The following is a 20,299-nucleotide window of genomic DNA, read 5'->3' on the forward strand; positions in this document are numbered from 1 at the left end:
GCGGGCCCAGTTTTCCTGCGTACCATCGCGCGGGTGAGCTCCGCATCCTCCGACGTCACGGTCCCGCCGGCCACGCCGCTGGCGACGACCGCCCGGGCCCTGCCCAACGGCCTCGCCGCGTTCCTGGTCTTCTTCTCCAGCGGCGCCGTCCTGGTGCTGGAGACCGTCGCGCTGCGGCTGGTCGGACCGTACGTCGGGGTGACCCTTCAGGTGACCAGCTCGGTCATCGGCATCGCCCTGGCCGCCATCGCCTACGGGGCCTGGACGGGCGGCTGGCTGGCGGACCGGCGCAACCCGCGCGTCCTGCTGGCTCCGGCGCTGGTGCTGGCCGGCATCGCCACGGCGGTCACCCTGCCCGTCGTCCGGTACGCCGGCGAGGTGCTGCGCGGCGGGGCGGCCTCGGCCATCCTGCTGCTCGTCGCGCTCGCCGTCTTCGTGCCGGCGGCCCTGCTCGCCGCGGTCACGCCGCTGGTGGTCAAGCTTCAGCTCGCCGACCTGCGGCGCACCGGCCAGGTGGTCGGCCGGCTCTCCGGCATCGGCACGCTGGGCGGGATCACGGCCACCCTGGGCACCGGGTTCGTGCTGGTGGCCGCGCTGCCCAGCACGGTCATCCTGTTCGCCCTGGCGGCCTCGCTCGGGCTCACCGGGCTCGGCCTCGGGGTGTGGCTGCGCCGCCAGGACCGCGCCGAGCTGCCCGGCCCCGCCCGCGCCAAGGCCGCCCTGGCGGTGCTGGGGCTCGTCGGCGCCGGGCTGACCACGGTCGCCCCGAACCCGTGCGACATCGAGACCGCCTACCACTGCGCCAGCGTGGAGGCCGACCCCGGCCGCGAGTCCGGCCGCACCCTACTGCTCAACTCCGCCCAGCACTCGTACGTGGATCTCGCCGACCCCACCCACCTGGAGTACGCGTACACGCGGTGGATCGGGGCGGTGGCCGACGTGGTGGCCCCGAAGGGGCAGCGGCTCGACGCGCTGCACCTGGGCGGGGGCGGGTTCACCGTGCCCCGCTACCTGACCGCCACCCGTCCCGGCACCGACAACGTCGTGTTCGAGATCGACGGCGGGCTGGTCGAGCTGGGCGAGCGCCAGCTCGGCGTACGCCAGGGGCCGGACCTGCGGGCGGTGGTGGGTGACGCCCGGCTGCTGGTCGCGGCGGAGGCCAGCGACAGCCGCGACCTGGTGGTCGGCGACGCCTTCGGGCACCTGGTGGTGCCCTGGCACCTGGCCACCCGGGAGATGGCCGCCGAGGTCCGCCGGGTGACCCGCCCCGGCGGCGTCTACGTGCAGAACGTCATCGACTACCCGCCGCTGCGCTTCATCCGCAGCGAGCTGGCCACCGTCGCCGCCGAGTTCCGGCACGTCGCGCTGATCGCCCCGGCGGCGGCGCTGGCCGGGCGGGAGGGCTCGAACTTCCTCATCGTCGCCTCCGACGCCCCGCTGCCGCTGGAGGCGGTCCGCGCCCGGCTGGCCGAGCTGCGGGAGGACGCCAGTCTCCTGGCGGGCGCCGACCTCACCGGCTTCGTCGGCGAGGCGCTGGTGCTGACCGACGACTACGCGCCGGTGGACCAGCTCCTGGCCACCGCCTGAACGGGTGAATCGGTGACCGATTCCGACCCTTGATGTGTAGCCGGGGCGGTCCGGGGCAACAACGATCCCCATGGGTGGAGGGATCCGGGACGGCGCACAACTGCTGGGTGAGCGGTACCGGCTGATCGAGCAGCTCGGCGCGGGCGGCATGTCCGTGGTCTGGCGCGGCTACGACGAGGTGCTGGGCCGCCAGGTGGCGGTCAAGGTACTCGCGTCGCGGCTGGCCAGCGACCGCGCGTTCCGGCACCGCATCCGGATCGAGGCGCAGGCCGCCGCCCGGCTGTGCCACCCCAACATCACCAACGTGTACGACTACGGCGAGTCCGAGCAGGTCGGCCTGACCGTCCCGTACGTCGTCATGGAGCTGGTCGACGGCGAGTCGCTGACCGGCCGGCTGCGCCGGGGCAGCCTGCCCTGGCGGGACGCGGTGACGATCGGCGCGGAGGTCACCTCGGCGCTCGCCACCGCGCACGCCCGTGGCGTGGTGCACCGCGACGTGACCCCGGGCAACATCATGTTGACCGCCATCGGCGTGAAGGTGGTCGACTTCGGCATCTCGGCGCTGGTGGGGGAGAAGGAGAAGGGGCCGGACGGTGCCCTGCTCGGCACGCCCGCGTACCTCGCGCCGGAGCGGCTCGACAACGGCCAGGTCTCCCCGGCCACCGACGTGTACGCCGTCGGCCTGCTGCTCTACCGGATGCTGACCGGCCGGCTGCCCTGGCAGGCGAGCACCACCACGCAGATGCTGCGCGCGCACATGTACAACGAGCCGGATCCCATGCCGCCGGTGCCGGGGCTGCCCGACGAGGTGCGCGAGCTGGTGGGCCGCTGCCTGGCCAAGCGCCCCGAGGACCGTCCCGCCACCGCCGAGGTCGCGCGGACGCTCGCCGAGGCCGCCGGCATGATCGCCCCGGTGCCGGTCTCTCCGGCGGGGCCCGTGGACGAGGCCGCGTTCGCCGCCGCCGGCACCACGATCCTGCCCTGGTCCGCCGCGACCGACGCGCTGCCGTTCTCCCGTACGCGCAACCGGCGCGCGGCGACCCGACGCCGGCGGATCGAGGCGGGGGTGGCCGCCGCCGGGCTGGTGGCGGTGACGGCGGCGTTGTGGGGGGTGACCTCGCACAGCCCCGCCAGCGGGGGCATCGACCAGCAGACGCAGGCGCGGATGGGCGCCCCGGTGCCGACGGCGCCGCCCTGCCGGGTCGCGTACACGTTGCGTAAGGACTCGGGCAAGGACTTCGCCGCCGAGCTGACCCTGACCAACGCCGGCACGCGGGAGTTGCGCGACTGGCGGCTCAGTTTCACCTTCCCGGGCCAGCAGACGGTGACGAAGGCGACGCCCGTGCCGGTGCGCCAGCAGGGCCGTACGGTGCTCGTGGCGGCCGGCCCGGAGCGGGCCGCGCTGGCGCCCGGCGCGTCGGAGAAGCTCACCCTGACCGGCCGCCACACCGGCGTGAACCCGCTGCCGCTGGAGTTCCGCCTCGGCGAGGAGACCTGCGGGGCGCAGGTCTCCGGGGTGGCCGGTGCGGCACCCAGCGTCGCACCCAGCAAGGCACCGTCGAAGGCGCCGGCCAAGCCCAGCGTCAAGACCCCGGCGAAGAAGGCCGGCACGTCCGCCGGCAAGGCGGGCGGCAACTCCGGCGGGCCGAAGGCCAAGTCCGACAACTCCGGCAAGGGAAAGGGGGCGGGTGGGGCAAAAAAAGCAAGCGAGGAAAGGGACGAGGACGATGACTGATCCTGCCGGGGTCAGCTGAGTTCCGCGAACCGTTGCACCTGCCCGATGTCCCCTTCGACGATCAGCATGCTGCCCGGCGCGATCACCGTGGCGTCCGTGGCGTAGCGGAAGCGTTCTCCGGGCAGTTTCACGCCCACCACCCGCACCCCGTGCTGCTCGGTGGGGGTCAGCTCCGCGAGCGGTCGGCCGACCATCGACTCCGGGCTGCACACCTTGGCGATGGCGAAGTCGTCGCCGAACTCGATGAAGTCGAGCATCCTGCTGACGATCAGGTGGGCCACCCGCTCGCCGGTCTCCGCCTCGGGAAAGATGACGTGGTGCGCGCCGACCGAGTCCAGGATCTTGGCGTGCTTCGTCGAGGTGGCCCGTGCCCAGATCTGCGGTACGCCCAGGTCGGCCAGCGCCAGCACCGTCAGCACGCTGGCCTCCAGCGAGGCGCCGATGGCGACCACCGCCCGGCCGAATTCCGCCACGCCGAGTTGGCGCAGCGTCCCCTCCTCGGTGGCGTCGGCCTGCACGACGCGGTCGAGCTGCGCCGACCACCGCTGCACCCGCTCCGCGTCGCGGTCGACGGCCAGCACCTCGTGGTTCAGCGCGGTCAACGCGCGGGACAGGTAGCAGCCGAACCGACCCAGTCCGATGACCAGGACGCTGCCCTCGTCCGTCTTCCTAGCCGACAATGGGTTGCTCCTCCGGGTAGCGGTACAGCCGCCGCCGGGTGTTCAGGGCGATCGCCGACCCGAGGGTCAGGGGCCCGATCCGGCCGACGAACATGAGGATGATCAGGGCGACCTGGCCGTTCTCCGGCAGCGACGCGGCGACCCCGATGCTGAAGCCGGTGGTGGTGAGCGCCGAGGTCACGTCGAACAGCGCGGCGTAGAGGGGGACGCCCTCGGTGAGGAAGATCAACAGCATCGTGCCGCCGGCCAGCAGCGCGACGCTGAGCAGCGCGATGGTGAGGGCCTGCCGCTGGCTGGCGGTGGCCACCCGGCGGTGCCCGACCGTCACGTCCGGCTCGCCCCGCAGTTCGGCCCACAGGACGAAGGCGAGCAGGAAGAAGGTGGCCACCTTGATCCCGCCGGCCGTGCTGGCGCTGCCGCCGCCGATGAACATCAGCGCGATGACCAGGGGGTAGCTCTCCTCTTCCATGCTGTTCACGTCGATGACGTTGAAGCCACCGGTGCGGGTGAACGCGTTCTGCGTGAACGCCACCAGGAGCTTCTCCGACCAGGCGTGGATGCCCAGGGTGCGGGGGTTCTCCCACTCGATCACCAGCAGGCCGAGGAAGCCCACCGTCAGCAGCGTCAGGCTCCCCCACACGGTCAGCTTCGTGGCGACCGCCCAGCGGGCCGGCTGTCGCCACTCCCGGACCGCCTCGAACAGCGCCGGGAAGCCGAGCCCGCCGATGATGGTGCCGATCGAGAGCGGCAGGGTGAACCACGCGTCGGTGGAGAAGCCGATCAGGTTGTCGGTGTAGAGGGCGAATCCGCCGTTGTTGAAGGCCTGGACGGCGTGGAAGACCCCGCCCCACAGGGCCCGGCCGAACGGGTAGTCGTAGGCGACCCACAGCCGGGCGGTCAGAATCGCGGTGATGAGCGCCTCGCAGACCAGCGCGAGGCCGGCGATGCGCAGCAGCAGCCGGCGTACGTCACCGAGGCCGAACTCGGCCGTCTCGGCCTGCACCAGCAGCCGGCTGCGCAGTCCCAGTCGCCGGGCCACCACGAGGATCACCAGGGTCGCCCCGGTGACGATGCCCAGGCCGCCGACCTGCGTGAGCACGGTGATCATCGCGAGACCGAACCCGTTCCAGTAGTGCGGGGTGTCCACGATCGTCATCCCGGTCACCGACACCGCCGAGGTGGCCGTGAACAGGGCGGTCAGGAACGGGGTCTGCCGGTACTCGCTGGTGGCCCAGGGCAGCATCAGCAGCCCGGTACCGACCATGATCGTCACCAGGAATCCGAACGGCACCAGCCGTACGGGGTGACGAAGGAGCCGGCGCACCAGACAATCTTCCTTTTCCACCGCGATCCGGGTGCGAGAACCGGCATCCCGCACGACTTCATCCCGCGTCAGACGCAGGCGATTCGGGGTGTGCCCGGATGGCTGCGCGGACGCTGTCGAGCTGATGTCGTAGACGATTCAGGCGTGCCGGAGTGCACCGCGCGGACGCTGTCGAGCTGCCCGTATATGGGGGGCGGGTCGAACCCGACGACGTCGTCATCCCGGCCGGCAATCAGCGGTGTGTCAGCCGGCGAACCCGGAGACCTTGGTACGAAACGGCCCCTTGAGGGGCACTTTCCTACCGAGATCTCCCGAGCGGTCCCGGTGTGCCGACAGAGGTGGCGTGGCGGTGCGGTTCGGCGTGGCGGCGGAAGCGCCTACGCGGTGGGCGGCTGCCCGGTGGGCCGGCTACGCAGCGGCGGCTGCCGAGGGCCGGCTAGGCAGCGGGCGGCTACGGTGACGGGGCCCGGTGTGCCGCCGAAGTGGCCGTGACGGACGCCGCCGCCCCTGGTGTTCCCGGCCGCTGGGTCTGTCGGCGGAGTCCGTTTGCGGTGTCCCCGTCAGACACACGAGGCGAGCCGGCGATGGTGGGTAGCGCCACCGTCGCCCCGTGCTTTCGGCGTCGCGTGCCGACGGCTGGTACGGGTGACCACCCCACCCCTGTTACTTGTGTGTTTCGGCCACATAGCCCGTGGGTGACGTCACTTCTAGCGTGGGCCGTCATATGAGTTCCTACCTCCGAGTCCTCACGTGGAGTCGCAATGACGGTCCGGACGACGCGGCGGGTGTTCCTGTCCGCCGCCACGATGATGGCCGCGGCGCTCGCCGCCACGGCCTGTGGTAGCCCGCAGGACACCGCCTCCGGCGGCGGCGACAGCGCCGCACCGGTGAAGGTTGGCCTGGTCTACTCCCAGTCGGGAGCCCTCGCCAGCTACGGCAAGCAGTACATCGAGGGATTCAAGGCCGGCCTCGACTTCGCCACCAAGGGCACCAACAAGGTGGGCGACCGGGCGATCGAGGTCACCGAGGTCGACGACGCGGGCGACCCGGCCAAGGCGGTCTCCGCGGCCAAGGACCTGATCGGCAAGGGCAACAAGATCATCGCGGGTTCGACGGCCTCCGGCGTGGCCCTCCAGGTCGCCCCGATCGCCGCGCAGAACAAGGTCCTCTTCATCTCCGGCCCGGCCGCCACCGACGCGGTGACCGGCGCGAACAAGTACACGTTCCGCTCCGGGCGGCAGTCGTACCAGGACGTGGTGACCGCCAAGTCGTTCATCGGCGACCCGGCCGGGAAGAAGGTCGTGGTCTTCGCCCAGGACGGCGCCTTCGGCGACGCCAACGAGGCGGCCGTGAAGGCCGTCATCGGCGGCGCGGGCGCGGCCGTCAGCAGCGTACGGGCGCCGGCCAGCGCCACGGAGTTCACCCCGTTCGCCAGCCAGATCAAGTCCGCCAAGCCGGACCTGCTCTTCGTCGCCTGGGCCGGCACCACCGCCCCCGCGATGTGGCAGACGCTCGACCAGCAGGGCGTGCTCTCCTCCACCACGGTCGTCACCGGCCTGGACATCCGGGCCTCGTGGCCGACCTTCGGCGCCGCCGGCACCAAGATCTCCTTCCTGTCGCACTACTTCGACGGGGCCTCCGACAACGAGGCCGTGCAGGCGCTGAAGGCCAAGGTCGGCACCGTCGACCTGTTCCACCCGGACGGCTTCGCCGCCGCCCAGATGGTCGTCCGCGCCATCGCCGAGGGCGGCGACGACGTCGAGAAGATGATCACGGCGCTGGAGGGCTGGAGCTTCGACGGGGTCAAGGGCAAGATGACCATCCGGGCCGAGGACCACGCGCTGCTCCAGCCGATGTTCCAGGCCAAGCTGTCCGGCAGCGGCACCGCGTTCACGGCCACCGCCCAGAAGGCGCTCACCGGGGACGAGTCCGCGCCGCCTGCCGTGGCGATGAAGGGCTGACAGCAGATGCTCACCACCCGCGGTCTGACCTGGCGGATCGGTGAGGTCGCCATCGTCGACGGCGTCTACCTCGACCTGGCGCCCGGGGAGTTCCTCGGCGTCATCGGGCCCAACGGCGCCGGCAAGACCTCACTGTTCAACCTGATCACCGGCGTACGCCGGGCCACGGAAGGTCGGATCACTCTCGACGGGCAGGACATCGGCTCCCTCCCGCCGCACAAGCGGGCCCGCCTCGGGCTCGGCCGTACCTTCCAGGCATCCTCGGTCTTCGGCTCGCTCAGCGTGCGGGAGAACGTCCGGCTCGCCGTGCAGGCGCACCGCGGGGGCTCGATGAAGCTGTGGCGGCGGGCGGCGGCCGACCGTGAGGTCGCCGCCGCCGCCGACGCGGCGCTCGACCGGGTCGGCCTCGCCCACCGGGGTACGGCGCTGGCCGGCACCCTCGCCCACGGCGAGAAGCGGAAGCTGGAGATCGCCCTGCTGCTGGCCGGGGAGCCCCGGGTCATGCTGCTCGACGAGCCGATGGCCGGGGTCAGCGCCGAGGACGTGCCCGAACTGGTCTCGGTGATCCGCTCGCTCACCGGCGACAGCGGCCGGTCGGTGCTGATGGTCGAGCACCACATGGACGTCATCCTGGAGCTGGCCGACCGGATCGCCGTGATGCACCACGGCGCGCTGCTGGCCTGCGACACCCCGGAGACGGTGATGGCCAACCCCACCGTGCAAGAGGCCTACCTGGGGGAGGCTCTGTGAGCGCGAGGAATGAGCCGGGTTTGCGAGTCCCGCAGTCGCGAACGAAAGGCGGCTCATGATGGAACCCATTCTCAGCGTGGAGAACCTGTCGGTCCGCATCGCCGGGCTGCACATCCTCCAGGGGGTGTCCTTCACGGTCGCCCCGACCGGCGTCACGGTCCTGCTCGGGCGCAACGGCGTGGGCAAGACGACCACGCTGCGCGCCGTCGTCGGCCTCACCCCGCCCGCCGGCGAGGTGCGCGGAACCGTCCGCATGGGTGCCCAGAGCCTGCTGGCCCGGCCCACCCACCGGCTGGTCCGCGGCGGGCTCGGCTACGTGCCGGAGGACCGGTGCGTCTTCGCCGGGCTCACCGTCGCGGAGAACCTCCGGCTCGCCGAGCGGCGGGGCAGCGTACCGGCGTACGACAAGGTCTTCGCGCTCTTCCCGGAGCTGGACCGGCGCGGACGGCAACGGGCCGGCTCGCTCTCCGGCGGGCAGCAGCAGATGCTCGCGATCGGCCGGGTGCTGCTCAACGACAACCGGCTGCTGCTCGTCGACGAGCCGACCAAGGGGCTTGCGCCGAAGGTGGTGACCGAGGTGGCCGAGGTGCTGGAACGGGTCGCCGAATCCGTGCCGGTGCTGCTGGTCGAGCAGAACCTGGCCGTGGTCCGGCGGCTCGCCCGGGACGCGGTCGTGCTGGCCGCCGGCCAGGTCGCCTGGACCGGCAGCGCGCAGGAACTGCTGCTGGAGACCGCCCTGACGAAGTCGCTGCTGGGCGTCGGCTCGGCGGAGGGACACCACCCCGCCGGTACGCCGGCCGCCGCGCGGAAGGACCAGCACTGATGGACACCGTCATCCTGTTGACGCTGACCGGGCTCGGCCTGGCGGCGCTCTACTTCCTGGTGGCCAGCGGGCTCTCCCTGGTCTTTGGCCTGGCCGACGTGCTCAACTTCGCGCACGGCGTCTTCCTCGGCGTCGGCGCGTACGGGACCTGGTGGGCGGCGCACAACCTGCCCGGCGCCGGCTCGGACGGCTTCGGCTTCGTGCTCGCGGTCGCCTTCGGGGTGGCCGCCGGCACGCTCGTGGCGGTGCTCGTCGAGCTGGTGCTGATCCGGCCGCTCTACTCCCGCACCATCGAGCAGGTGCTCGTCACCGTCGGCCTCTCGCTGGCCGGCGTGGCGCTGCTCCAGGCCACCTGGGGTGCGGACGCCCGGCCGTTCCCACGGCCCGAGTGGAGCCGGCAGGTCACCTCGATCCTCGGCGCGAACGTGCCCAACGGCGGCCTGTTGCTGATCATCGCCGCGGTGCTGGTGCTCGGCGCGATCCTGGCCTTCCTCCGCTGGACCCGCTACGGCCTGATCATCCGGGCCGGCGTGGAGAACCGGGAGATGGTCACGGCGCTCGGCATCGACGTGCGCAAGGCGTTCACCCTGGTCTTCGCGATCGGCGGGGCGGCGGCGGCGCTGGCCGGCGCGCTCGGCGGCGTCTACTTCGGCACCGTCTCGCCCGGCCAGGGCGGCTCGCTGCTGATCTTCGCGTTCATCGTGGTGGTCATCGGCGGGATGGGCTCGGTGACCGGGTCCGCGTACGCGGCCGTCGCGGTCGGCCTGACCCAACAGTTCGTCAACTACTACGGCACCTCCGGGCTGGGCGACATCTGCGTGGTCGCGCTGCTGGCCGTGGTGCTGCTGCTGCGCCCGCAGGGCATCGCCGGAAAGGTGGCAACGGCATGACCGAGGTCAAGAGCCCCGAGGTTCCGGCGCCGGCCGCGGCGGTACCCGACGAGCTGACGCCGGGGCGCCGACGGTGGCACGGGCTGCGCCCGTACCTGCCGCTGGTCGCGCTGGTGGTCGCCCTGATCCTGCCGTACTCCACGCTGCACCTGCCGGGCATCTTCGAGGGGGCGCTGAACTCCCCGGGCACCCTGCAACTGCTCGCCGTCTGCCTGGTCTTCGGCGGCCTGGCGGCCGGGTACGACCTGCTCTACGGGCGGACCGGGATGCTCTCCTTCGGCCACGCCCTCTACTTCGCCGCCGGCGTCTACGGCACCGACATCCTCGTCACCAAGGCGGGGCTGCCGCTGTGGCAGGCGGGACTGCTCGCGGTCACCGGCGGGACGATCCTCGCCGCGCTGATCGGCGCGGTGGCGCTGCGTACCGTCGGGATCGCGTTCGCCATGGTGACGCTCGCCTTCGCCCAGGTCGGGGCGATCCTGGTGGCCCGCGACTTCGGCGGGCTCACCGGCGGCGAGGAGGGGCTGCCGCTGGACGTGTCCGGGCTGCCCGAAGGGCTGGTCGGGGTCACCAACACCGTCAACCTCTACTGGTTGGCGCTGGCGTACCTGGTCGTGGTGGTCCTGGTGGTGCACCGGGTCTCCGGCTCGCCGACCGGGCGGGTGCTCGCCGGCCTGCGCGACGACGAGCGGCGCATCGGGGTGCTCGGGCTCGACCCGTACCGGTTCAAGCTGGTGGCGTTCACCCTGGCCGGTGGGCTGGCGGCGGCCGGGGGCGTGGTCTACGTCCTGATCGTCGGCGGCGCGTCGCCGCACATCACCTCCTCCGAGTGGACCCTGGCGCTGCTGGTCATGGTGGTGCTGGGCGGTCCGGGCACCCGGTGGGGCCCGGTGATCGGCGGGATCCTCTACATGTACCTGGACCACCGGCTGGTCGCGTTCGGCACGTCCGACGCGGTGGAGGCCCTGCCGGCATTCCTGAGCAACCCGCTGTCGCAGCCGCTCTTCGTGCTCGGCACGGTCTTCATCCTGGCCGTCTACTTCTTCCCCGGCGGCCTGGCCAGCCTCGCCCCCCGGGTGGCGCTCCTGCGGCACTCGCTGCGTCCCCCGTCCCGCCGTCCCTGACCGCGCAGGCCCTCCCGGCCCCGCCGATACGCAGTTGCCGCCACCTGGCGACGGCTGCATGATCGGCGGGGCTGCTGCGTGGAAGGGGATCACCATGGGTGAACGGCTGGCGGTCGTCAGCGGCGGGGGAACGGGAATCGGCGCGGCCGTCGCCCGGGCGCTGGTCGCCGACGGGTGTGCCGTGCTGATCGTGGGGCGGCGGGCGGACGTGCTCGCCGCCGCCGCCGAGCGCATCGGCGCCGAGTGCGGGCGGCCGGACGCCGTACGCGCCGTCGCCGCCGACCTGACCGATCCCGGGCAGGTGACCCGGGTGGTCGACGCCGTCGACGGGCGGGCGGTCGACGTGGTCGTCAACAACGCGGGCGGCTACCTGGGTGGTGACACCGGCACCCTGGCTGGAACGGCGGCGCACTGGCGGGCCAACCTGGACGCCAACGTGCTCACCGCCGTACTGCTCACGGAGGCGCTCCGGCCCGCCCTGCGCCGCCCCGGTGGGCGGGTCGTCCTGGTCAGCTCGATCGCCGCCCAGCGGGGTGGCGCCGGGGCGTACTCGGCGGCGAAGGCGGCGCTGCACGGCTGGGCGTACGACCTGGCGGCGCAGCTCGGACCGGAACAGATCACGGTCAACGTGGTCAGCCCCGGCTACGTCGCCGACACCGAGTTCTTCGGCGACCGGATGACCCCGGAGGGGCACGCGAAGCGGGTGGCGGCGACCCTGGTCGGCCGCGCCGGCATCCCGGAGGACATCGCCGAGGCGGTCCGCTACCTGGCCGGCCCGGCGGCCGGCTACGTCACCGGGCAGGTGCTCGGGGTCAACGGCGGCTCGGTCCTCGGCCGCTGAGCCGGGGCAGGCGGGAAGCGGCGGGGGCGTACGTGCCGGGGTCGCGGCCGTCTCCGCGCCGGCCGCGACCCCCGTCCCCGGTGTCCCCGCCGTCAGCCGTTCAGCAGCTCGTACGCCGAGGCCGGCGCCTTCTGCACCTGGCTGCCCGTCGGCTCGGTGACCTTCGGGGCCTTGCCGAAGTCGAAGTACTTGACGACGTACTTCGTGGCCTTGCGCTTGCCGACCGCCGGGATCTGAAGGGTGAGCGAGGTGAGGTTCCCGTCCGCCCCGACGACGGCCGTGAACGGGACCGCCTTCGCGGCCTCCCCGAGCGCGTCTACGTCCACGCTGTCCGTCATGGCCTGGCGTACGTGCTCGCCGTCGGTCAGGTCCACGGTGCCGGTGTAGGTCCCGTGCTGCTCCGTCACGGTGTCTCCCGCCGCCCGGAGGATCGCGCCGGTGTTGCCCGGGTCGGCGCCCTCGTAGTGCGGCACGCTGGCCGGGTCGGTGAGCTTCGCGTGGTCGAGTTCCATCCAGTTCTTCGGCAGCTTCAGCAGGCTGCTGAGATCGTCGGCGCCGTCGAAGCTCACCTTCATCCAGGAGCGCTGCTCGATCAGGCGGAAGGACAGCTTCATCGTGAAGTCGAGTTCCTCGTCCTTCTCGGTGACGGTGAGGTCCATGCCCTTGCCCGCCGGGTCCACCACGCCGGTGACGACGCCGGTCGGGTCGCTGCCGCTGAACCGGAAGGCCGGATCCTCCTCGGTCGGCACCGCGGCCAGGAGCGTGCTCTTCGGGTTGGCCGACGGGGACGCCGAGGGGGCCGGGGAGGAGGCCGCCGGGGCGTCCCGGGCGTCGTCGTTCCCGCACCCGGCCGCCAGGGAGGTCGCGGCCACCAGGGAGACGGTTGCCGCCGCGACCCGCCGGACCCTTCCGGCAGTGCCGATCTGCTGCGTGATTCGCATGGTTCTCTTTCGTAGCCGGACTGTTGCCGCCGCAGATCCTGGCACGCGACCGTGCCGGCGCGTTGCCCCCTGAGGCCCCGCCCGGACCGGTCCGCCGTGCTCGCGGGAGCGGGTGGTGTCCGGCGTAGCTGGTAGAAATGCCGGATGAGCCAGGATCGGACGGCGGTACGGGAGCGGGCCGAGGCTGTGCTGCGGCGGTTGGCCGGCGAGCACGCCCGGCTCCGGGAGGACCAGTGGCGGGCGATCGAGGCGCTGGTGGTCGACCGCCGTCGGGTGCTTTGCGTGCAGCGCACCGGTTGGGGCAAGTCGGCCGTCTACTTCGTGGCCACCGCCCTGCTGCGCGAGCGCGACGAGGGCGCGGCCTCCGCGTTGCCGCATGGGCCTGACGGCGTGGCCGGCCCGACCGTGATCGTCTCGCCGCTGCTGGCGCTGATGCGCAACCAGGTCGAGTCGGCGGCCCGCGCCGGCATCCGGGCCCGCACCATCAACTCCGCCAACCTCGACGAGTGGGACGAGATCACCGCCGAGATCCACGCCGGTGCCGTGGACGTGCTGCTGATCAGCCCGGAGCGGCTCAACAACCCGGACTTCCGGGACACCGTGTTGCCGAAGCTGGCCGCCACCACCGGCCTGCTCGTCGTCGACGAGGCGCACTGCGTCTCCGACTGGGGGCACGACTTCCGGCCGGACTACCGCCGGCTGCGTACGTTCCTCGGCAACCTGCCTGAGCGCACCCCGGTGCTCGCCACCACGGCCACCGCCAACGCCCGGGTCACCGCCGACGTGGCGGAGCAGCTCGGCGACGCCCTCGTGCTGCGCGGCAGCCTCGACCGCGAGTCGCTGCGCCTCGGCGTGGTCGAGCTGCCGAGCCCGGCGCACCGGCTGGGCTGGCTCGCCGACCACCTGGACCGGCTGCCCGGCTCGGGCATCGTCTACACGCTCACGGTCGCCGCCGCCGGGGAGACCGCCGAGTTCCTGCGCTCCCGGGGCTACGCCGTCGCCTCCTACACCGGCCAGGCCGAGGACGCCGACCGGCGGGCCGCCGAGCAGGACCTGCTGGACAACAAGATCAAGGCGCTGGTCGCCACCAGCGCGCTGGGCATGGGCTTCGACAAGCCGGACCTCGGCTTCGTCGTGCACCTCGGCGCGCCGCCGTCCCCGATCGCGTACTACCAGCAGGTCGGCCGCGCCGGGCGCGCCGTCGCGCACGCCGAGGTGCTGCTGCTGCCCGGCACCGAGGACGCCGCCATCTGGCGCTACTTCGCCTCGCTCGCCTTCCCGCCAGAGGAGCAGGTCCGCGCGGTGCTGGTCGCCCTGCACACCGACCGCCCGCTCTCCACCCAGGCCCTCGAACCGATCGTCGACCTGCGCCGGGCCCGGCTGGAGCTGATGCTCAAGGTGCTCGACGTCGACGGCGCGGTCCGCCGGGTGCGCGGCGGCTGGCTCGCCACCGGCGAGCCCTGGGTCTACGACGAGGCCCGGTTGCGCCGCGTCGCCGAGGCGCGCACCGCCGAGCAGCAGGCCATGCGGGAGTACGCGAGGACGCCCGACTGCCGGCTGCGCTACCTGCGCGAGTGCCTGGACGACGCCGGGGCCGCCGACTGCGGCCGGTGCGACCGCTGCGCCGGCCCGCTGTTCACCGCCGACGTGTCGGACGTCGCGCTGACCGCCGCGCAGACCTTCCTCGGCCGGCCCGGGGTGGAGATCGCGCCGAAGAAGCTCTGGCCGACCGGGCTGGAGGCGGTGGGCGTACCGCTGAAGGGACGCATCGCCCCGGCGGAGCAGGCGCTGCCGGGGCGCGCGGTGGGGCGGCTGTCCGACCTGGGGTGGGGCGGGCGGCTGCGCGACCTGGTCGGGCCGGAGGCGGCGGACGTGGCCGTCCCCGACGACGTGGCCGCCGCCGTGGTCGAGGTGCTCAAGGCGTGGGCGCACGGCGACGAGCGGTGGCCGCGCCGCCCGGTCGGGGTGGTCGCGGTCGGCTCGCGCCGCCGGCCCCGGCTGGTCGGCTCGCTCGCCGAGCGGATCGCCGCCGTGGGTCGGCTGCCGCTGCTCGGTGCGGTGACGCCGACCGGCGCGCCGGCCGGCGGCGCGCGCGGCAACAGCGCCCAGCGGGTACGCGCCCTGCACGGCGCCCTCACCGTGCCGGACGAGCTGGCCGACGCCCTCGCCGGGCTCGACGGGCCGGTGCTCCTCGTCGACGACCTGGTCGACTCGGGCTGGACGATGACGATGGCCGCCCGGGAGCTGCGCCGGGCCGGCGCCCCCGACATGCTCCCCCTCGCGCTGGCCGTGGCCGGCTGAGCCACCTGCCGGGCCACCCCGGGGACCGGGCTGCTGCGGAAGACTCCTGGCATGGTCGGCGGTCCTGCCCGGCCAGTGGGGGCGTGGGCCAGCCCGCCGGCGGGAGCGGTCTGCCGGAGCCCGCCGGGCCAGGGCCGCCAGCGCCCGGAAAGTTCCCGGCGGGGCGCGACTGCGAGCGGCGCCACGCCGCACCACCGGCGGGCCGGCGCCGTCCGGAGGGGCGGTAGCGTGGGTGACATGACCGATGAGCTGGCCGGCCGTGAGCGGGACGGCGGCGGTGCCTGACCAGGCGCCGGCCGCCACCGGACACGTGCCGCCGGGACCGGAACAGGGGCCGCCCGAGCGGGTCCCGGCCGCACCGGAGCAGGTGCCGCCGGTGTCCGAGCAGGGACCGGCCGCACCGGAGCAGGTGCCGCCGGCTTCGGAGCACGGGTCGGCCCTGCCCGAGGGTGTCGCCGGCGCACCGGAGCAGGTCTCGGCCGTGCCGGACGGGAGCACGGTCCGGCTGGCGCTGGTGGTCGGCGGGTTGGTGCTCGCCGTCCTGCTCGGCTTCGGCCTCGGCCGGCTGGACAGCGGCGGCCCGTCTGTGGCGGCGGGAGCCGACAGCGCCCTGACCGGGCACAGCCACGCGCCCGGAACGGGCGCCCACGAGCACGGCGCAGACCAGGCCGCGGCGGCGCAGGCCGGCGGCCTCTCGGTCAGCTCGGCGGGCTACACGCTGACCCCCGTGGCCGCCGCGTTCACCGCCGGCCGTGACGGCGAGCTGCGCTTCCAGGTACGGGACGCGCAACGCCGCCCGGTGACCCGGTTCGCGATCGTGCACGACAAGCCGATGCACCTGATCGTGGTGCGGCGCGACCTGACCGGCTACCAGCACCTGCACCCGACGATGGCGGCCGACGGCACCTGGTCCGTGCCGCTGACCCTGCCGCAGCCCGGCGTGTGGCGGGCGTACGCGGACTTCACGGCGCTCGCCGACGACGGCCGGCAGACCCCCGTGACCCTCGGGGTCGACCTGGCCGCGCCGGGCGGCTACCAGCCGAAGCCGCTGCCGGCGCCGGCGACCTCGGCCACGGTCGACGGGTTCACGGTCAGCTACCAGGGAACCCCGCAGGCCGGCGTGACCGTGCCGTTCACCTTCCGTGTCGACTCGGCCGGCGGGCGGGCGACGCTGGAGCGCTACCTCGGCGCGTACGGGCACCTGGTCGCCCTGCGCGAGGGGGATCTCGGCTACCTGCACGTCCACCCCGAGCCGCAACCGGTCGACGGCGCGGTGACGTTCTGGGTGACCGCGCCCGACCCGGGCCGGTACCGGCTCTACCTGGACTTCCAGGTCGCCGGCGTGGTGCGGACCGCCGAGTTCACGCTCACCGTCCCCTGACCCGGCCGGGCACCGTTTTTGTCCGGGCGAATACCAAGCCACGGCGGGACACGCCCAACCCGACGCGGGTGGGATGCTCAGCCGGCGCGGCGGATCGGGCGGCGGGCCAGGTAGCGCAGCAGGTCGCGGATGTGGTGCTTCTCCTCGGCCGGCACGGTGGGGTCGGCCAGCCGTTGCAGGATCACCCGGACGTCCGCCTCGACCGGGCCGTCGTCGACGCGCCGGCGTGGCGCGGGACCGGCGTCGGGCAGGCCGAGCGCGCGGAACGCGGCCGCGACCGGCAGATCCAGCGCGGCGCAGAAACCGCGCACCTTCGCCAACTCCGGGTAGTCCTGCCAGTCCCCGGCGAGCCAACGGAAGACGGTCGACCGACCGACGCCGGTGTGGGACGCCAGATCGGTGACGGTCCAGCCGCGTTCCTCGCGGGCGTCGTCGATGGCACGCCGCACGAAACGTGCGAAGGCCATCTGCGGCGAAACCTCTACGGAACCCATCCTGCGGGTCTTCCCTCCGACCGGCACCGGCGGTGCGACTCCGAGGGTAGTACGGAAAGCTAAGGAAAAGATTGACTGATCCACCAGACCGTCCCGTCGACGGGACCGGGTGCCCTAGTGAGCCGCCGCCACCTCGCCCGGCACCGGCCCCGAGTCGGGCTTCGGCGCCGGTCCGGCGTCCGGTTCCGGCACCGGCACCGGCACCGAGTCCGGCTTCGGCATCGGGCCGGCGTCCGGCGCGGGCGCCGGTGGCAGGAGTGCCTCCAGCCGTGGGGCGACCGCCCACTGGTCGACCAGTGCCCGGTACTCCGCCCGCTGGGCCACGGTCGGGGCGGCGCCGGTGCGGCGGGCCCGGATGAGCAGGTTGCGCGGGGTGTGCCGGGAGTCGACGAACTCCACCACCTCCGCCCGGTAGCCGTGCAGCCGGAGCAGCCCGGCCCGCAACGCGTCGGTGAGGACGTCCGCGAAGCGCTCGCGGAGGATGCCCTGCCGGGTCAGCAGCTCGTACGGGGCCGGGGCCGGGGCCGGCGCGGCTCGCAGCTGGGCCGCGACGTCGTGGTGGCAGCAGGGCGCGGCGAGCACCCAGCGGGCCCCCCAGCGCACCGCCCGGGCCAGCGCCTCGTCCGTGGCGGTGTCGCAGGCGTGCAGCGCCAGCACCAGGTCGGGAGCCGGCTCGACGACCGCGTCGGCGATCGTGCCGGCCACGAAGCCGACCCGGTCCGCCCAGCCCAGCCGCTCGGCCAGCTCGGTGTTGCGCCGCCGCTGGTCCTCCCGCACGTCGACGCCGACCAGCTCGACGTCGAGCCCGCGCCGGGCGAGGTAGCGATAGGCGGCGAAGGTCAGGTACGCGTTGCCGCAGCCCAGGTCGACCACCCGCAGCGGGCCGGTCAGGTCGTCCGGCAGGGTGGCCGCCAGGGCCCGCAGGAACGCGTCCACCTGGCGCCGCTTCGCGGCCGAACCGCCGATCTCGGCGAAGATCGGGTCCCCGGGGTCGAGCAGGTACTCCTTCGCCCGGTCGTGCCCGTCCGGCTCGGCGACCGGCCGGGTCGCGGCGGCCCGGTGCACCTGCGCCTCGCCGGACTTGGTGACCCGCAGTTGGATCGTGGCGTCGGCCGTCTCCACGTGCCAGTTGCCGAACGGTTCGGCCAGCAGCGCGTCCACGGCCGCGTCCGCCTCCGGTCCGGGGGCGACGTTACGGGTGTACGGGCGGGAGCCGTCGGAGGTGGAGATCTGCAACCGGGGGCCGGCCTTGAGCGCGACCGGCCGCAGTTCGGCGCGTACCACCGAGGGGCGGTGTCCACGTCGGCGTCCGGCGGCCACCGCACGGGTGAGCGCCGGGTCGAGCAGCAACGCCCGGACCTCGGTCAGGGCGGCGTCCAGCGGTTCGGGCATTGCTCCATCTTCCTGGTCGACGGGCGGCCCCGGGCACGCGGCCCGACGGGCGGTGCGCCGGGCGCGCCCCGGAGCACCCGCTCCGTCTCCTCGACGTGCCGGGTTCGTCCGGGAGCGGCCCCGACGAGGAGATCCCCCGCACCGGGTGCACCGGTCCGGGGGATCTCGGGTGACGTTTGTCGGTCAGTCGGCGGTCGCCTCGGCCGGCGTACCGGCGGTGGAGCCACCACGACGGCGCCGGCGGCGACGGGGCTTGGACGCCTCGCCCTCGGCGGCGGCCGGGGCGTCGGTGGCCGGAGCGGCGGTGGCCTCACTCGTGATCACCGTGGTCGGCTCGCCCGAGACGGTCTCGCCGGCGCGGCGACGCCGGCGGCGACGCGGGACACGCGGGCCCTCCTCCGTGGCGTCGGCCGGGGCGTCGGCCGGGGCGTCGGTCGCGCCGGTGGCGCGGCCCGAGCGGCGGTCGCCGCGCCCACGGCTCTCGCCGCGCTCACCGCGCCGGGAGCCCCGGCCACCCTCGCCCCGACGGGAGCGCCCGCCGCCGAGGTCCTCCTCGACCTCGGCGGACAGCCCCGCGCGGGTGCGCTCGGCGGTCGGCAGGGTGCCGCTGACGTCGGTGGGGATGTGCAGGTCGGTGTAGAGGTGCGGGGACGTGTGGTACGTCTCCAGGGGCTCCGGCATGTCCAGGCCCAGCGTCTTGTCGATGATCCGCCAGCGGGGCATGTCGTCCCAGTCGACGAAGGTCACCGCGACGCCCGTCGCCCCGGCCCGGCCGGTACGACCGATCCGGTGGGTGTAGGTGTCCTGGTCCTCGGGGCAGTCGTAGTTGATGACGTGGGTGACGCCGCTGACGTCGATGCCCCGGGCGGCCACGTCGGTGGCGACCAGAGTGTCGATCTTGCCGGCCCGGAACGCCCGCAGCGCCCGCTCCCGCGCGCCCTGGCCGAGGTCACCGTGCACGGCGGCGACCGCGAAGCCCCGGAAGTCGAGGTCCTCGGCGACCCGGTCGGCGGCCCGCTTGGTACGGGTGAAGATCATGGTCAGCCCGCGCCCCTCGGCCTGGAGGATTCGGGCCACGATCTCGATCTTGTTCATCGAGTGGGTGCGGTAGGCCAGCTGCTCGGTCTGCGGCGACGGGCCGGTCTCGGCGGTGTGTCCGGCGTGGATCGTCACCGGGTGGCGCAGGAAGCGCCGGGAGAGGGTGACGATCGGGTCCGGCATGGTCGCCGAGAAGAGCATGGTCTGCCGGTCCTCCGGCAGCATCGCGAGGATCCGCTCGACGTCGTCGAGGAAGCCCAGGTCGAGCATCCGGTCGGCCTCGTCGAGGACCAGCGCGTGCACCCGGTCCAGGCGCAGGTGCTTCTGCTTGGCCAGGTCCAGCAGGCGGCCGGGCGTGCCGACCAGGATCTCGACGCCCTTGCGCAGCGCGTCGATCTGCGGCTCGTACGCCACACCGCCGTAGATCGGCAGCACGCGCACGCCCCGGGTCCGGCCCGCGGCGTCGAGGTCCTTGGCCACCTGGATGCCCAGCTCACGGGTGGGTACGACGACCAGCGCCTGCGGCACGCCGTCGCTGCCCTCGCCCGGCGCGAAGACCCGCTCCAGCAGCGGTACGCCGAAACCGAGGGTCTTGCCGGTGCCGGTGGGCGCCTGGCCGATCAGGTCGGTGCCGCGCATCGCGATCGGGAGCGCGTACTCCTGGATGGCGAAGGCGCGGGTGATGCCGGCGGCGGCCAGCGCGTCGACGGTCTCCTGACGCGCGCCCAGCTCGGCGAAGGTGGGCGCTTCCGGGCGCACCGGAGCGGTGGCGGCCAGTTCCTGGCCGTCCATGAGGTCTTGAGTCAGCTCGCTCATATGGATTTGGGGGTGCCCTCTCGTGGGTGCGCCCCGTCATGTCCTCAGGGCGCGGTCGGTGTGGCGCGGGCCACACGGTCGGCGGCAGACTGCCGAGCCGGACCGGGCCGCACGCGCGCCGCGGGCCTCACACTTCGACCGGGTCGGCTGATCGCTCGGATCGAACTGGCCAGGTCGGCGCCCACGGCAACTGCTCCATGCTACCTGAACCGACCCGGGCA

Annotated in this window: 15 protein-coding genes and 1 pseudogene; 10 read left to right on the forward strand and 6 right to left on the reverse strand. The window is 73.7% G+C overall.

Translation table 11 applies throughout. The annotated features are described in order from the left end of the window. Positions 1–33 precede the first annotated feature (33 nt). Together ACGFIG_RS01940 and ACGFIG_RS01945 are read left to right on the forward strand one after the other, a co-directional pair. The gene (locus ACGFIG_RS01940; RefSeq protein WP_392998251.1) at positions 34–1,587 is read left to right on the forward strand and encodes a fused MFS/spermidine synthase; all 1,554 of its coding nucleotides are present in this window, start codon (positions 34–36) and stop codon (positions 1,585–1,587) included. Between the two features lie 70 nt (positions 1,588–1,657). Continuing rightward, positions 1,658–3,322, forward strand: a complete 1,665-nt coding sequence (locus ACGFIG_RS01945) for a protein kinase (RefSeq protein ID WP_392998253.1) — start codon at positions 1,658–1,660, stop codon at positions 3,320–3,322. 11 nt (positions 3,323–3,333) lie between these two features. Here the strand turns inward: ACGFIG_RS01945 and ACGFIG_RS01950 are convergent, their stop codons facing one another. Together ACGFIG_RS01950 and ACGFIG_RS01955 are read right to left on the reverse strand one after the other, a co-directional pair. Beyond that, on the reverse strand, positions 3,334–4,002 hold the full coding sequence (locus tag ACGFIG_RS01950; RefSeq protein WP_392998255.1) for a potassium channel family protein: 669 nt from the start codon (positions 4,000–4,002) through the stop codon (positions 3,334–3,336). Continuing rightward, entirely contained in the window at positions 3,992–5,326 is a 1,335-nt protein-coding gene (locus ACGFIG_RS01955) for a TrkH family potassium uptake protein (RefSeq protein ID WP_392998257.1), read from the reverse strand. The genes ACGFIG_RS01950 and ACGFIG_RS01955 overlap by 11 nt, the downstream gene beginning before the upstream one ends. Positions 5,327–6,087: 761 nt before the next feature. Between ACGFIG_RS01955 and ACGFIG_RS01960 the strand changes: the two genes are divergently transcribed. From ACGFIG_RS01960 to ACGFIG_RS01985, 6 genes are all read left to right on the forward strand, one after another. Beyond that, positions 6,088–7,287, forward strand: a complete 1,200-nt coding sequence (locus ACGFIG_RS01960) for a substrate-binding domain-containing protein (protein WP_392998259.1) — start codon at positions 6,088–6,090, stop codon at positions 7,285–7,287. A gap of 6 nt (positions 7,288–7,293) precedes the next feature. Beyond that, positions 7,294–8,037, forward strand: coding sequence for an ABC transporter ATP-binding protein (locus ACGFIG_RS01965; RefSeq protein ID WP_392998261.1), 744 nt, complete (start codon positions 7,294–7,296; stop codon positions 8,035–8,037). 55 nt (positions 8,038–8,092) lie between these two features. Continuing rightward, a complete protein-coding gene (locus tag ACGFIG_RS01970; protein ID WP_392998263.1) occupies positions 8,093–8,860 on the forward strand; it encodes an ABC transporter ATP-binding protein in 768 nt (255 codons plus the stop codon). Then, a complete protein-coding gene (locus ACGFIG_RS01975) occupies positions 8,860–9,750 on the forward strand; it encodes a branched-chain amino acid ABC transporter permease (protein WP_392998265.1) in 891 nt (296 codons plus the stop codon). Before ACGFIG_RS01970 ends, ACGFIG_RS01975 begins: the two co-directional genes overlap by 1 nt. Then, a complete protein-coding gene (locus ACGFIG_RS01980; protein WP_392998267.1) occupies positions 9,747–10,874 on the forward strand; it encodes a branched-chain amino acid ABC transporter permease in 1,128 nt (375 codons plus the stop codon). The genes ACGFIG_RS01975 and ACGFIG_RS01980 overlap by 4 nt, the downstream gene beginning before the upstream one ends. A 94-nt stretch (positions 10,875–10,968) precedes the next feature. Then, positions 10,969–11,715 (forward strand): SDR family NAD(P)-dependent oxidoreductase, encoded by a 747-nt coding sequence (locus tag ACGFIG_RS01985; RefSeq protein ID WP_392998269.1) that lies wholly within the window; start codon positions 10,969–10,971, stop codon positions 11,713–11,715. A gap of 92 nt (positions 11,716–11,807) precedes the next feature. Here ACGFIG_RS01985 and ACGFIG_RS01990 read toward each other — a convergent pair whose 3' ends face one another. Beyond that, positions 11,808–12,650: a hypothetical protein gene (locus tag ACGFIG_RS01990; RefSeq protein ID WP_392999388.1), complete on the reverse strand. Its 843-nt coding sequence runs from the start codon at positions 12,648–12,650 to the stop codon at positions 11,808–11,810. Between the two features lie 150 nt (positions 12,651–12,800). Here ACGFIG_RS01990 and ACGFIG_RS01995 point away from each other — a divergent pair, with 150 nt between their 5' ends. Beyond that, on the forward strand, positions 12,801–14,957 hold the full coding sequence (locus ACGFIG_RS01995; protein WP_392998271.1) for a DEAD/DEAH box helicase: 2,157 nt from the start codon (positions 12,801–12,803) through the stop codon (positions 14,955–14,957). Positions 14,958–15,333: 376 nt separating this feature from the next. After that, complete coding sequence (locus ACGFIG_RS02000) at positions 15,334–16,338, forward strand: hypothetical protein (RefSeq protein WP_392998273.1); 1,005 nt, start codon at positions 15,334–15,336, stop codon at positions 16,336–16,338. 77 nt (positions 16,339–16,415) lie between these two features. Here the strand turns inward: ACGFIG_RS02000 and ACGFIG_RS02005 are convergent, their stop codons facing one another. The 3 genes and pseudogenes from ACGFIG_RS02005 to ACGFIG_RS02015 form a co-directional block, all read right to left on the reverse strand. Continuing rightward, entirely contained in the window at positions 16,416–16,832 is a 417-nt protein-coding gene (locus ACGFIG_RS02005; protein ID WP_091627481.1) for a helix-turn-helix domain-containing protein, read from the reverse strand. A gap of 237 nt (positions 16,833–17,069) precedes the next feature. Beyond that, a pseudogene (locus tag ACGFIG_RS02010) lies at positions 17,070–18,224 on the reverse strand (class I SAM-dependent methyltransferase); the annotation flags it as partial. A 183-nt stretch (positions 18,225–18,407) separates the two neighbouring features. Then, positions 18,408–20,078, reverse strand: a complete 1,671-nt coding sequence (locus ACGFIG_RS02015; protein ID WP_392998275.1) for a DEAD/DEAH box helicase — start codon at positions 20,076–20,078, stop codon at positions 18,408–18,410. Positions 20,079–20,299 lie beyond the last annotated feature (221 nt).

Source organism: Micromonospora sp. NPDC049048 (assembly GCF_043197615.1).
In the GTDB taxonomy this organism is placed as follows: Bacteria; Actinomycetota; Actinomycetes; order Mycobacteriales; family Micromonosporaceae; genus Micromonospora.